Origin of the sequence: Amaricoccus macauensis, assembly GCF_014201905.1 — a bacterium.
GTDB classification, from domain to species: domain Bacteria; phylum Pseudomonadota; class Alphaproteobacteria; order Rhodobacterales; family Rhodobacteraceae; genus Amaricoccus; species Amaricoccus macauensis.
This window is the reverse complement of the sequence record NZ_JACHFM010000004.1, coordinates 136,053-148,910: the sequence shown is the minus strand read 5'-3', so window position 1 is coordinate 148,910 and position 12,858 is coordinate 136,053. Positions and strand designations below refer to the sequence as shown.

Annotated in this window: 13 protein-coding genes; 11 read left to right on the top strand and 2 right to left on the bottom strand. The window is 68.0% G+C overall.

Annotation, left to right across the window (positions count from 1 at the left end; genetic code table 11):
- Nucleotides 1–19 precede the first annotated feature (19 nt).
- On the bottom strand, nt 20–724 hold the full coding sequence (locus tag HNP73_RS18075; protein WP_184153151.1) for a DUF2238 domain-containing protein: 705 nt from the start codon (nt 722–724) through the stop codon (nt 20–22).
- Between the two features lie 11 nt (nt 725–735).
- Entirely contained in the window at nt 736–1,896 is a 1,161-nt protein-coding gene (gene mnmA, locus HNP73_RS18070; protein ID WP_184153149.1) for a tRNA 2-thiouridine(34) synthase MnmA, read from the bottom strand.
- 122 nt (nt 1,897–2,018) lie between these two features.
- On the opposite strand from mnmA, the gene sciP reads away from it, so the two are divergent.
- The 11 genes from sciP to rodA all read left to right on the top strand — a co-directional run bounded on the left by sciP (nt 2,019) and on the right by rodA (nt 12,853).
- Nucleotides 2,019–2,309, top strand: coding sequence for a CtrA inhibitor SciP (gene sciP, locus HNP73_RS18065; protein ID WP_425486645.1), 291 nt, complete (start codon nt 2,019–2,021; stop codon nt 2,307–2,309).
- A 105-nt stretch (nt 2,310–2,414) separates the two neighbouring features.
- Nucleotides 2,415–3,128, top strand: coding sequence for a response regulator transcription factor CtrA (gene ctrA, locus HNP73_RS18060; protein ID WP_184153145.1), 714 nt, complete (start codon nt 2,415–2,417; stop codon nt 3,126–3,128).
- Between the two features lie 219 nt (nt 3,129–3,347).
- Nucleotides 3,348–4,313 (top strand): tripartite tricarboxylate transporter substrate-binding protein, encoded by a 966-nt coding sequence (locus HNP73_RS18055; protein ID WP_184153143.1) that lies wholly within the window; start codon nt 3,348–3,350, stop codon nt 4,311–4,313.
- Between the two features lie 4 nt (nt 4,314–4,317).
- The gene (locus HNP73_RS18050) at nt 4,318–4,785 is read left to right on the top strand and encodes a tripartite tricarboxylate transporter TctB family protein (RefSeq protein WP_184153140.1); all 468 of its coding nucleotides are present in this window, start codon (nt 4,318–4,320) and stop codon (nt 4,783–4,785) included.
- A gap of 1 nt (nt 4,786) precedes the next feature.
- Nucleotides 4,787–6,292 (top strand): tripartite tricarboxylate transporter permease, encoded by a 1,506-nt coding sequence (locus HNP73_RS18045; RefSeq protein WP_184153137.1) that lies wholly within the window; start codon nt 4,787–4,789, stop codon nt 6,290–6,292.
- Nucleotides 6,293–6,386: 94 nt separating this feature from the next.
- Nucleotides 6,387–6,947 carry a hypothetical protein gene (locus HNP73_RS18040; RefSeq protein WP_184153134.1) on the top strand — a complete coding sequence of 187 codons (561 nt, stop codon included), beginning with the start codon at nt 6,387–6,389 and terminating at the stop codon, nt 6,945–6,947.
- A 249-nt stretch (nt 6,948–7,196) separates the two neighbouring features.
- Complete coding sequence (locus HNP73_RS18035) at nt 7,197–8,240, top strand: rod shape-determining protein (RefSeq protein ID WP_184153131.1); 1,044 nt, start codon at nt 7,197–7,199, stop codon at nt 8,238–8,240.
- Between the two features lie 63 nt (nt 8,241–8,303).
- Nucleotides 8,304–9,203: a rod shape-determining protein MreC gene (mreC, locus tag HNP73_RS18030; RefSeq protein WP_184153128.1), complete on the top strand. Its 900-nt coding sequence runs from the start codon at nt 8,304–8,306 to the stop codon at nt 9,201–9,203.
- Entirely contained in the window at nt 9,200–9,706 is a 507-nt protein-coding gene (gene mreD, locus HNP73_RS18025) for a rod shape-determining protein MreD (RefSeq protein WP_184153125.1), read from the top strand. The genes mreC and mreD overlap by 4 nt, the downstream gene beginning before the upstream one ends.
- Nucleotides 9,703–11,616, top strand: coding sequence for a penicillin-binding protein 2 (gene mrdA, locus HNP73_RS18020; protein WP_184153122.1), 1,914 nt, complete (start codon nt 9,703–9,705; stop codon nt 11,614–11,616). Before mreD ends, mrdA begins: the two co-directional genes overlap by 4 nt.
- 103 nt (nt 11,617–11,719) lie before the next feature.
- Nucleotides 11,720–12,853 (top strand): rod shape-determining protein RodA, encoded by a 1,134-nt coding sequence (rodA, locus tag HNP73_RS18015; RefSeq protein ID WP_184153119.1) that lies wholly within the window; start codon nt 11,720–11,722, stop codon nt 12,851–12,853.
- Nucleotides 12,854–12,858 lie beyond the last annotated feature (5 nt).

The following is a 12,858-nucleotide window of genomic DNA, read 5'->3' as shown; positions in this document are numbered from 1 at the left end:
GGCCGGCCCCTTCGCGGTTTCAGCGGCGGCGGAGCCGGCGGCGGATGCGGAACCAGTCGGGGTTCTCGTGGACGAAGCGGGCGATCCAGTCGGAGATGAACGACTGCGAACCCCGACGCACGTAGAAGAAGCCGTAGGCGGCGATGATGAGGCCGCCGGTCGAATCGAGGATGAGGTCGATCATCGTGTCGGTGAGGCCGGAGGGGTCGCCCGGCGTCGGGGTCTGCATGGTGGTGCCGAGGGTCACGTCCATGAGGAACTCCACGATCTCCCAGAGCGCGCCGAGCGACAGGGCGAAGGTGAAGGCGAAGACCGCCATGAAGAGCGGCTTCAGGGACATGTCGATGCGGTCGTCCTCGTTCAGCAGGTAGGTCAGCATGAAGCCGAGGATGCCGAGCAGCAGCCCGGAGCTGAAGTGCAGGATCGAGTCCCACCACGGGAACATCACGTAGAACTGCCGCATCGACCCGAGGTAGAGCGCCGCGAAGACGAAGACGATGGCGATGATCTGGAACGCGTAGGGCATGCGGACCGAGAGCCGGTGGCGCAGCAGCAGCGGCAGCAGTGTCAGGATCATGATGGCGAGGACGAGGAGCGTGTCCTGCAGGTCGCGGCGCCAGAGCAGCACCAGCACCTCGATCGCCATGGCGGTCTGCAGGGTGATGAGTACGATCCGGTGCAGTCGTTCGGCGGGGTCGACGGGAAGCAGCGGGCGCTTCGGCACGGGCGGCCCCCTCAGCTCCGGGCGATCCAGCCGCCGCCGAGGACCCGGGTGCCATCAGTGGCGTAGAAGACGCAGGCCTGGCCCGGTGCCACGCCCTCTTCGGGTGCCAGCAGCTCGATGCGTGCGCGCGCCGGCCCCTCGGGGAAGACCCGGGCGGGTTTAGGCGGACGGGTGGAGCGCACCCGGACCTCGACTTCCCAGCCCTCGGGCGGTGCCGCCTCGAAGGGGGAGTCGCCGAGCCAGTTCACTTCGCTGACCGGGACCGTGGCGCGGGCGAGGGCTTCGCGCGGGCCGACGATGACGCGCCGGGCGTCCGCGTCGAGGCGCACGACGAAGAGCGGCTCGCCACCGGAGTCGCCGCCGCCGATGCCGAGACCGCGGCGCTGGCCGACGGTGTAGCGGATGACGCCGCCGTGCTGGCCGAGCACCCGTCCGTCGAGATGCACGATCTCGCCCGGCTCCGCGGCACCGGGCCTGAGCTTCTCGATCACCGCCGCATAGGAGCCGTTCGGCACGAAGCAGATGTCCTGGCTGTCGGGCTTGTCCGCGACGGAGAGCCCGAAGCAGGCGGCGAGCGCGCGGGTCTCGGCCTTGGAGGCGAGACCGCCCAGGGGAAAGCGCAGGTAGTCGAGTTGCGCGGGCGTGGTGGAGAAGAGGAAATAGCTCTGGTCGCGGTCGAGGTCCGCCGCCCGGTGCAGCTCCGGCCCGTTCGGCCCGGCGATCCGGCGGATGTAGTGGCCGGTCGCCATGCAGTCCGCCTCGAGATCGCGGGCGGTCTCCATGAGGTCGCGGAACTTCACCCGCTCGTTGCAGCGGATGCAGGGGACAGGGGTCGCGCCGGCGAGATAGGCGTCGGCGAACTCGTCGATCACCGCGGCGCGGAACCGGTTCTCATAGTCGAGGACGTAGTGCGGGAAGCCCATGGCCTCGGCCACCCGGCGGGCGTCATGGATGTCACGACCGGCGCAGCAGGCTCCCTTGCGTGCCAGGGCGGCGCCGTGGTCGTAGAGCTGGAGCGTCACTCCGACGACATCGTAGCCCTCGGCCTTGAGCAGGGCCGCGACCACGGAGCTGTCGACGCCGCCCGACATGGCGACGACCACGCGCGTGTCGCATGGGGCCTTGGGAAGCCCGAGAGAATTCAGCTCGGCGAGGGCGGCAGCGACGGACATGGTTGGGCCACATGTTTGGATCGCCCAGAATATAGTAAAACCCTAAGCACCGACAAGGGTTAGCTTCATGGGCACTTAAGGGATGGGGCGCTACCAAGCCGACTGTCGTGAGTGCGAGTTTCGTGGAGTGGATCATGTACATTCGTCGAGGGAAGGGGCCGGTTTCCGTCATGCTGCCGAATGGCAGCCGCCTGACGCGGTCCGACCTGCCGCCGGTCAACACCGACCGATGGGTTGCGCGTCGCAAGGCGATCGTGGTGGCGGCGGTTGACAACGGCCTGATGGACGCCGAGGAGGTCCAAGAGATGTATGGCATCTCGCAGGAGGAGCTCGACGCCTGGCGCGAGGCGATGGCGCGGCACGGCGCATCGGCGCTGCGCGTGACCTCGCTGCAAAAGTATCGACAACCTTAAGGAGAGTTGCTAGGGGGTGAACTATCGCGTAACCACTCGTTAACCATTTCGGGGTTATGTGCGGACGCGGTGCGAAGGGCCGGCTGGTAGAACGGAGTGCAGGACATGCGCGTCCTCCTTGTCGAAGACGATCCGACGACCTCGAAGAGCATCGAGCTGATGCTCCAGAATGCCAATCTCAACGTGTACGCCACAGATTTGGGCGAAGAGGGCATCGATCTTGCGAAGCTTTATGACTATGATCTGATTCTTCTTGATCTCAACCTGCCGGACATGAACGGGCATGACGTTCTGCGGCAGCTGCGCCTCGCCAAGGTCGAGACGCCGATCCTGATCCTGTCCGGCGCGGACGACACCGAGAACAAGCTCAAGGGCTTCGGTTTCGGCGCGGACGACTACATGACGAAGCCGTTCCACCGGCAGGAACTGATCGCGCGCATCCACGCCATCGTGCGCCGCTCCAAGGGGCACGCCCAGTCGGTCATCGCCACCGGCAAGTTCACGGTCAATCTCGACCAGAAGACGGTCGAGGTCGATGGCACGTCGGTGCATCTTACCGGCAAGGAATACCAGATGCTGGAGCTTCTCTCGCTTCGCAAGGGCACAACCCTCACGAAGGAGATGTTCCTCAACCATCTCTACGGCGGCATGGACGAGCCGGAACTGAAGATCATCGACGTCTTCATCTGCAAGCTCCGCAAGAAGCTCTCCGAAGCCACGGGGGGCGAGAACTATATCGAGACAGTGTGGGGGCGCGGATATGTCCTCCGGGATCCTTCGAGCAGCGAGGCAAAACGCCGGCTGGCGGTAGGGGCGTAACGCGGGCGAGGTGCGCGACCGCCCGCAGTTGACGAGTACCGCCCACGCGTGAGGCGGCGAGTGATGGACAAGGCCCGGCCGGCGACGGCGCGGGCCTTTTCGCTGTTTCGGACTGCGGCCCGGCAGGCTGCGGCGTTGCGCTTGATTTTGTTGCCTTCTGCCGCGAACATTCGAGTCGAATCGGCCGAGAGCCGCACAAGCGAGAATGGGGAGATTTTCATGCGCGGACTCTTGCCGCTGGCAGCGATTGTCGTCATGTCGCAGGGCGCGTTCGCCCAAGAGTATCCGACCGGGCCGATCACGTTCGTCGTGCCCTTCACCGCGGGTGGGCCGACCGACACCGTGACGCGCCTCATCGCCGAGCCGATGGGCAAGGAGCTTGGCCAGCAGATCGTCGTGCAGAACGTCGGCGGCGCCGGTGGCACCCTCGGCGCGACGCAGGTGGCGAAGGCCGATCCTGATGGCTACACGCTGCTCCTCCACCACATCGGCATGTCGACGGCGCCCTCGCTCTACCCGGACCTCGCATTCGATCCGGTGAAGGACTTCGCGCCCATCGGCCTCGTCACCTCGGTGCCGATGACGATCATCGCGCGCAAGGACTTCCCGCCGAGCACCCTTGAAGAGCTCATCGCCTACGTGAAGGAGCACAAGGACGAGGTGACTTACGCCAATGCCGGCATTGGCGCTGCGAGCCATCTCTGCGGCATGCTGTTCATGGAAGCGATCGACACCGAACTCGTCACCGTTCCCTATCAGGGCACCGGACCGGCGATGACCGACCTCATCGGCGGTCAGGTCGACTTCATGTGCGACCAGACCACGAACACCACCGGGCAGATCCTCGGCGGTGAAGTGAAGGCCTATGCGGTCACCTCGCCCGACCGGCTCGGCAACCTGCCTGACGTGCCGACGACGGCCGAGGCCGGGCTGCCCGACTTCCAGCTCGGGATCTGGCATGGGCTCTACGCGCCCGCCGGCACGCCCGACGGGGCGCTGCAGAAGCTCGGGGCGGCGCTGAAGGTCGCCGTGGCAGATCCGACGGTCGCCGGGCGTTTCGCCGAGTTGGGCACCGCGCCCGTTGCCGCCGACGAGGCGACACCAGAGGCGCTTGCGTCGCTTCTCAGCGACCAGATCGCGCTCTGGAAGCCGCTGATCGACGCCGCCGGCGCCAAGGCGCAGTGAGTTGATGGGCCGTGCGGGCGTCAAGGACATCCTGTCCGGCCTGATCTTTCTCGGCTTCGCCGGGGCCTTTGGCACCGCCGCCGCGGGTTACAAGCTCGGGACGGCGTTCCGCATGGGGCCGGGGTACTTTCCCCTGGTGCTCGCGGTCGCGCTCGGGGTGCTCGGAGCGGCGATCCTCGTCAAGGGCGTGACCGCGGCCGCCTCGGACACGCCGCTCGGCCCGGTGCCCTGGCGGGGGGCCGTCCTGATCCTCACCGCGCTGGTCTGCTTCGGCGCCACCGTCCGCGGCCTTGGCCTCGTGCCGGCGGTCTTCGCGGCGGCGTTCCTGAGCGGGCTCGCGAGCCGCAGCAACTCGCCGCTCGCCGCGCTCGCGATCGCCTCCGCCCTGACGGCGCTCGCGGTCGTCATATTCCACTTCGGGCTTGGCGTCTCCGTGCCGCTCTTCGGGTCATGGCTGCGAGGGATCGTCTGAGATGGAACTTCTCGCGAACCTCGCCCTCGGCTTCGAGACCGCGTTCACGCCAGTCAACCTGCTCTACTGCTTCGTCGGCTGCCTGCTCGGCACGCTCGTGGGCGTCCTGCCGGGGATTGGCCCGACCGCGACGATCGCCATGCTGCTGCCGATCACCTTCTCCTTCGCGCCGGTCACCGCGCTCATCATGCTGGCGGGCATCTACTACGGCGCGCAGTACGGCGGTTCGACGACGGCGATCCTCATCAACCTGCCGGGGGAGACCTCCTCGGCGGTGACGGCGATCGACGGCTATCAGATGGCGCGCAAGGGCGAGGCGGGCGCGGCGCTCGCCACCGCGGCGCTCGGCTCGTTCTTCGCCGGTACGGTCGCGACCTTCGTGCTGGCGCTCGCCGCGCCGCCGCTCGCGCGGGCGGCGCTCAATTTCGGCGCGCCGGAGTACTTTTCGCTCATCGTGCTCGGACTCATCGCCTCGATCGCGCTTGCCCACGGCTCGATCCTGAAGGCGCTGGCGATGATCGTCCTCGGCCTGCTGCTCGGCATGGTGGGGCAGGACATCTACACCGGCACGCCGCGCTTCACCTTCGGCTTCTTCGAGCTCTACTCGGGCCTCAATTTCGTCGCGGTCGCGGTCGGCGTCTTTGGCGTCGCCGAGATCCTGCGCAACCTCGAGAACGAGACCACGCGCGAGGTCATGGTCCGCCGGGTGTCGAACCTCTGGCTCACCCGCGAGCAGCTCCGCCGCATCGCATGGCCGGTGCTGCGCGGCACCGGCCTCGGGACGGTCCTCGGCATCCTGCCGGGCGGGGGGCACGTGCTGTCGTCCTTCGCGGCCTATTCGGTCGAGAAGCGGCTGTCCAAGCGCCCGCAGGACTTCGGCAAGGGCGCAATCGAGGGTGTCGCCGGCCCCGAGAGCGCCAACAACGCCGCGGCACAGACCAGCTTCATCCCGATGCTGACGCTCGGCATCCCGGCGCATCCGGTCATGGCGCTGATGATCGGCGCGTTCATCATTCAGGGGATCACCCCCGGACCCAACGTCATCAAGGACGAGCCGGCGCTCTTCTGGGGCATCATCGTCTCGATGTGGGTCGGCAACCTGATGCTCGTCATTCTGAACCTGCCGCTGATCGGGCTCTGGGTGAAGCTGCTGACGGTGCCGTACCGGGTGCTGTTTCCGGCGATCGTGGTCTTTGCGTCGGTCGGCTGCTACGCGATCGCCTCGAACCACTTCGATGTCTACGCGATCGCGGTCTTCGGCCTGGTCGGCTACGTGCTGGTGAAGCTCGGCTGCGAGCCGGCGCCGCTGCTGCTCGGCTTCGTCCTCGGGCCGCTGCTGGAAGAGCACCTGCGGCGAGCGATGATCCTGTCGCGCGGCGATCCGATGATCTTCCTCGAGCGGCCGATCTCGGCGACGCTGCTGGCGCTCGCCGTCATCGCGATCGTCGTCGCGGTCCTGCCGTCGGTGCGGCGCAAGCGGGACGAGGTCTTCGTCGAGGAAGACTGACGCCCCCTCGCGCGGGCGTCGCGCCGGCCCTATGGTGGCCGGCGATTCTCCGGGCCTGCCCGGAAAAGCCATAAACCTGAAGGAGCCCCCCGGAATGATCCGCAGTCTTGCTCTGGCTGTCGCCCTCGCGGCGGCGACCCTTCCCGCGAGCGCCGACGAGTTCACCGATACGGTCGAGAGCGCGCTCAAGGCCTACAACGACGGTGACGTCGATGGTGCGCGGCAGGATCTCGACTATGCCTCGAAGCTGCTCGGCTCCATGAAGGCCGAGAGCCTCGCGAAGTTTCTGCCCGAGCCCCTGCCGGGCTGGACCCGCGAGCCGGCCGCCGAGGACGACAGCACCGATTTCATGGGAATGTTCGGTGGCGGCACCAGCACCGAGGCGACTTACACCAGGGACGGTAATGACCTGACGATCACCCTGGTCGCCAATTCGCCGATGGTCTCGAGCGTCGGGGCAATGATCTCGAGCCTCTCGGGCGTGGCGGGCGGCAAGCCGATCCGGATCCAGCGGACCGAGTTCAACCGCGACGGCGAGGACCTGCAGGGCGTGGTCAACAACAAGGTGATGATCAGCCTCGGCGGCAGTGCCTCGATCGAGGACAAGACCGCCTTTCTCGAAGCGATGGACTTCAAGGGCCTCGGCGAGTTCTGACGCCTGACCCGGGAGAGAAGCTCCGACCCCGGGGCTTCTCTTCCGACGCCTCGCCGGGTTCCTCCGGAGCCTCGTGGCGCCCGCCGAGAGTTACGAAAAACCTTATCGCCTTATAGTTGTGTTAACCTTGTTAACGATCTATCTGGGATTGCGGCCGAGACACTTTACCATGTGTGTCTGGCCAGACTATAAGCAGTACGCGTTCCACGGAAAACCACAACATCGGCGAGGCGAGAGGGCGAACGACATATGTTTGGTGCTTTGAGCGGGTTGTTCTCGTCGGACATGGCGATCGACCTCGGAACGGCAAACACACTCGTCTACATCAAGGGCAAGGGCATCGTCCTGAACGAGCCCTCGGTCGTCGCCTATTCCTTCAAGGACGGCAAGAAGCGCGTGCTCGCGGTCGGCGAGGAGGCGCGCCTGATGCTCGGGCGGACGCCTGAGTCGATCCAGGCGATCCGGCCGCTGCGCGACGGGGTGATCGCCGACTTCGAGGTCGCCGAGGAGATGATCAAGCACTTCATGAAGAAGGCGCATCGCCGCGGTGGCTGGTCGAAGCCGAAGGTCCTGGTTTGCGTCCCGCACGGCGCGACGTCGGTCGAGCGTCGGGCGATCCGCGAGAGCGTGCTCGCGGCCGGCGCTCGGAAGGCGGGGCTGATTTCGGAGCCGATCGCGGCGGCCATCGGGTCGGGGATGCCGATCGCTGATCCGACCGGCAACATGGTGGTGGACATCGGCGGTGGCACCACGGAGGTCGCGGTGCTCTCGCTCGGTGACGTGGTATACGCGAAAAGCGTGCGCGTCGGTGGCGACCGCATGGACGAGGCAATCATCAACTACCTGCGCCGCCACCACAATCTGCTGGTCGGCGAGTCGACGGCAGAGAAGGTCAAGTGCGAGATCGGCACGGCGCGGATACCCGATGACGGCCGCGGGGCGCGGATGGACGTGCGCGGGCGCGACCTGCTGAACGGCATCCCGAAAGAGATCGAGATCAATCAGGGCCAGATCGCCGAGGCACTGGCCGAGACCGTGGCGCTCATCGTTGACGGCGTGATGACCGCGCTCGAACAGACACCGCCGGATCTCGCGGCGGACATCGTCGACCGGGGCGTGATGCTGACCGGCGGCGGGGCGCTGCTCGGCGATCTCGATCTGGCGCTGCGCGAACAGACCGGGCTCGCGATCACCGTGGCAGAGGACTCGCTCAACTGTGTGGCGCTCGGCACCGGCAAGTCGCTGGAGTTTGAATCCCAGCTTGCCCATGTGATAGACTTCGGGACGAACTGAGGCGGGCGCCAGACCTGCCCGGCCGAGGCACGCCGGCCCGACCGGTGAAAGGCATTGAGACCCGTGGCGCTTCGCAGCGACTCCCCCCCGAACTATCTTCGCGGCGTCCGGCGCGTGCTCATCGGCACGTTCGCGGTGCTGCTCATCGGGCTGTTCCTGCTCTGGCGCATCGACAATGCACGCGTCGAGCAATTCCGCATCGATCTGGTCGACCGCTTCGTTCCGGGCTTCGAGTGGACGACGAAGCCGGTGGCGCATGTGGCGCGGATGATCGCCGATCTGCGCGCCTATGGCCGGATCTACGAGCAGAACACCGAGTTGCGCCGTGAACTCCAGCGGATGCAGGGCTGGCGCGAGGCCGCACTTCAGCTCGAACAGAAGAACGCCAAGCTGCTGGCGCTGAACCGGGTGCGGCTCAATCCGCGGCTGACCTTCGTCACCGCCGAGGTGCTGGCGGATTCGGGCAGTCCGTTTCGCAACTCCGCCATGGTGAACGTCGGGCGCATCGACGGGGTCGAAGACGGCTGGGCGGCGATGGACGGGCTCGGGCTCGTCGGTCGCGTCGCGGGCGTCGGCGAGCGGTCGAGCCGGATCATCCTCGTCACCGACGCCTCGAGCCGGGTTCCGGTGACGATCCGGCCCTCCGGGCAGCGGGCGATGGTGTCGGGGGACAACACGCCATCGCCGACGCTGGAATTTCTCGATCAGGGCGACGAGCTTCGGCCCGGGGATCGGGTGGTGAGTTCGGGCGACGGCGGGCTCTATCCGCCGGACATCCTCATCGGGCAGGTGTTCACGGGCAAGGACGGCCGCGCCCGGGTGCGGCTCGCGGCCGATACACGGCGGCTGGAATTCGTCCGGGTGGTGCGCTCGGTGCCGCCGGCGGTCGTCGAGGGGCCGGGCGGGCTGATCGGGCCGCTGAGGCCCGCGACACCGGCTGCGGTCGGGAGCGTCAGCGAATGAGCGGGCGCGGGCTGCCCGGGCCCGTCGAGGCGGTGCTGCTGCCGGCGATCGGCGTTGGTGCCACGATTGCCATGACCATGCCGCTCGACCCGGGGCGGGTGACGCCGCCGGACCTGGTCTACTGCCTGATGATCGCCTGGGTCGTGCGCCGGCCGGATCGGGTGCCGCTCTGGGCCGCGCCCCTGCTCGGGCTCGTTGCCGACATCCTGCTCATGCGGCCGATCGGGCTCGGGGCGCTCGGCCTCATGCTCGCGACGGAGGTGTTCCGGCGCTGGGCCCTGACGTTGCAGATGCAACCCTCCGTCTTCACGTGGATTGCCGCGATCGCCGGCTATGCGGCGATGCTCTTCGGGATGTGGCTGGTGCTCGGCGCCACCTTCGTCGAGGGCCCGAGCCTTGCCCGGCTCGGCGGTTCGGTGCTGGCGACGGCCATCGCCTATCCGCTGGTGGTGTTCGGGCTGGTCTGGTGCCTCGGGATCAAGGCGCGGGGAGGCAGCGCATGAGCCCGCCGGGGATCGGGCGCCGGGCGGCGATGCTGCTCGGGGTGCAGTTCGGGCTCGCCGGCGTGCTCGCGTGGCGGATGCGCGACCTGCAGATCGTGCAGGGCGACCGCTACAAGCTCCTCGCCGAGGAGAACCGCATCAATCTGCGGCTGATCCCGCCGGCGCGCGGCATCATCACCGACCGGACTGGCGCGCTGATGGCGGGGAACCGGCAGAACTATCGCATCATCATGGTGCGCGAGCAGGCGCGCGACCCCGCGGCGGTGCTGGCACGCCTCGCCGAGCTCATCGAGCTTCCCGCCGATCGGCAGGAGCGGGCGATCCGGGAGATGGCGGGGCGGAGCCCGTTCGTGCCGGTGGTCGTCGCCGAGCATCTGAGCTGGGACGATGTGGTGCGGGTGTCGGCCAATGCGCCGGTCCTGCCCGGCGTCGAGGCCGAGGTGGGGCTCAGCCGGTTCTATCCGGACGGGTTCTCGACGGCGCATGTGGTGGGCTACGTCGGGCCGGTCTCGGACGCGGATCTCGCGAAGATGGAGAGCCCCGACCCGGTGCTGCAGATCCCGCGCTTCCAGATCGGCAAGACCGGCGTCGAGCAGCGGCTCGAGTCCGAGCTGCGCGGCGAGGCGGGGACCCTGCGCATCGAGGTGAGCGCCTCGGGCCGGGTGATGCGCGAACTCGGTCGCGCCGAGGGCACGCCGGGCCGGGACGTCGAGCTCACCATCGACAAGGGCCTGCAGGACTACGCCATGCGCCGGATGGCCGGGCAGAGCGCGGCGGCGGTGGTGGTCGACGTGACGAACGGCGACATCCTGGCGCTCGCGTCAGCGCCCGGCTACGATCCGAACAGCTTTGTCTTCGGCATCTCCTCTGCCGAGTGGAAGGGGCTGCTCGCCGACGAATACCGACCGTTCGCCAACAAGACGGTGACCGGCACCTATCCCCCCGGCTCGACCTTCAAGGTGGCTATGGCGCTCGCCGCGCTGGAGGCGGGCGTGGTGAGCCCGCGCGACGTGGTGAGCTGTCCCGGCTACACCCAGCTTGGCAACCGCCGGTTCCACTGCTGGAAGCACGGCGGCCACGGCCGGGTGGACCTGCGACGCAGCCTCTCCCAGTCCTGCGACTGCTATTACTACGAGATGGGCCGGCGGCTCGGGCCGGACCGGATCAGCGCCATGGCGCATCGTCTGGGGCTCGGGATCGCCCACGACCTGCCGATGCCGGCGGTCTCGACCGGCAACATGCCGGACGCGGCCTGGAAGAAGGCGGTGAAGCACGAGTCCTGGACCACGGGCGACAGCTTCAACTACGGCATCGGTCAGGGCTTCACCCTCGCCTCGCCGTTGCAGCTCGCGCTCATGACGGCGCGGGTGGCCGGCGGGATCGACCTGGCGCCGCGCCTGGTGCGCGCGGTGGGCGGCGTCGCGGTGCCCGATCCCGCCCCCGTGGCGCTCGACATCGACCCCCGGCATCTCGCCGCGGTGCGGGACGGGATGTTCGCGGTCTCGAACGAGGGCACGGCCTATCGCTCGCGCATCGTCGATCCGGCGATGCTGATGGCCGGCAAGACCGGCACGAGTCAGGTGCGCATCATCTCCGCCGCCGAGCGGGCGGCCGGCGTCACCTCGAACGAGCAGCTGCCGTGGCGGCGGCGCGATCACGCGCTCTTCGTCTGCTACGCGCCCTATGACAAGCCGCGCTATGCGGTGGCGCAGATCGTCGAGCACGGCGGCGGCGGCTCGGCGGTCGCGGCGCCGATCGCTCGCGACATCCTGCTCTATGCGCTCCACGGCGGGCTGCCACCGCTCAGCGCGTACCCGGCGGAACAGCGTGACGCGATCGAGAAGGAGCGGCTGGCCATGCCGCCCGAGGGGCAGGAGGCCGCGGCGACGCCGGCGCGGGACCCGGCGTGAGAGGCGGTGCGTCCGTGACAGCGCCGGTGGCCGCGTCGGCCCGCCCGCGGACAGGCGGTCGGGATGGTGTCGGCGCCGCGAGAACCGCAGCGGGGGGTGAGCCATGAAGGGCGTCGCGCACGAGGGGGTGCTGCGCAAGCTTCTCGCCCTCAACTGGTCGCTGGTCCTGCTGCTCTGCGCCGTGGCGACGGCCGGCTTCCTGATGCTCTATTCGGTCGCCGGCGGCTCGCTCGAACCCTGGGCCGAGGCGCAGATCCTGCGCTTTGGCGTCGGGCTCCTCATCATGATCGCGATCGGTCTCATCGACATCCGGTTCTGGCGCTGGATGGCGCCGTTTGCCTATGCGGTGTCGCTGGTGCTGCTGATCGCGGTGGACGTGATGGGGGTGATCGGCATGGGGGCGCAGCGCTGGATCGCCATCGGGCCGCTGCAGATCCAGCCGAGCGAGATGATGAAGATCGCGCTGGTGATGGCGCTTGCCGCCTACTACGCGCGGCTGCCGGTGGAAAAGGTGTCGCGGCCGCTCTGGGTGTTGCTTCCGCTGCTCCTGATCCTGATGCCCGTGGCGCTCGTCATGGAGCAGCCCGATCTCGGGACGGCGATCCTGCTGCTGGCCGGGGGCGGGGCGGTGATGTTTCTCGCGGGCGTCAGTCTCTGGTACTTCGCGGCGGCGATCGCCGGTGGGACCGGGCTGGTCGCGGCGGTCCTGAAGTCGCAGGGCACCGACTGGCAGCTGATCGAGGACTATCAGTTTCGCCGGATCTTCACCTTCCTCGACCCGTCCGCCGACCCGCTCGGCGCGGGCTACCACATCACGCAGGCGAAGATCGCCATGGGCTCGGGGGGCATGCTCGGCAAGGGCTACATGCAGGGGACGCAGGCTCGGCTGAACTTCCTGCCGGAGAAGCACACGGACTTCATCTTCACCACCCTCGCCGAGGAATTCGGCTACGTGGGGACGACGACGATCCTCGTGCTCTACCTGCTGATCATCGTCTTCTGCATCGTGTCGGCGGTGTCCAATCGCGACCGTTTCGGCGCGCTGCTGACCGGGGGAGTCGCCATGAGCTTCTTCCTTCTGTTTGCCGTGAACATGGGTATGGTGATGGGCCTGATGCCGGTCGTGGGCGTGCCCCTGCCGCTGATTTCCTACGGCGGGTCTGCGATGCTCGTTCTGCTGGCGGCGTTTGGCCTCGCCCAGAGCGCGCACATCCACAGGCCGCGCGGCAACGACTGACGATT

Bases quoted from the DNA above. Each gene is read 5' to 3' on its own strand.
- HNP73_RS18045 (WP_184153137.1), top strand. From the start codon at position 4,787: ATGGAACTTCTCGCGAACCTCGCCCTCGGCTTCGAGACCGCGTTCACG.
- HNP73_RS18040 (WP_184153134.1), top strand. From the start codon at position 6,387: ATGATCCGCAGTCTTGCTCTGGCTGTCGCCCTCGCGGCGGCGACCCTT.
- HNP73_RS18050 (WP_184153140.1), top strand. From the start codon at position 4,318: ATGGGCCGTGCGGGCGTCAAGGACATCCTGTCCGGCCTGATCTTTCTC.
- mrdA (WP_184153122.1), top strand. From the start codon at position 9,703: ATGAGCCCGCCGGGGATCGGGCGCCGGGCGGCGATGCTGCTCGGGGTG.
- HNP73_RS18035 (WP_184153131.1), top strand. From the start codon at position 7,197: ATGTTTGGTGCTTTGAGCGGGTTGTTCTCGTCGGACATGGCGATCGAC.
- HNP73_RS18055 (WP_184153143.1), top strand. From the start codon at position 3,348: ATGCGCGGACTCTTGCCGCTGGCAGCGATTGTCGTCATGTCGCAGGGC.
- mreD (WP_184153125.1), top strand. From the start codon at position 9,200: ATGAGCGGGCGCGGGCTGCCCGGGCCCGTCGAGGCGGTGCTGCTGCCG.
- rodA (WP_184153119.1), top strand. From the start codon at position 11,720: ATGAAGGGCGTCGCGCACGAGGGGGTGCTGCGCAAGCTTCTCGCCCTC.
- ctrA (WP_184153145.1), top strand. From the start codon at position 2,415: ATGCGCGTCCTCCTTGTCGAAGACGATCCGACGACCTCGAAGAGCATC.
- mnmA (WP_184153149.1), bottom strand. From the start codon at position 1,896: ATGTCCGTCGCTGCCGCCCTCGCCGAGCTGAATTCTCTCGGGCTTCCC.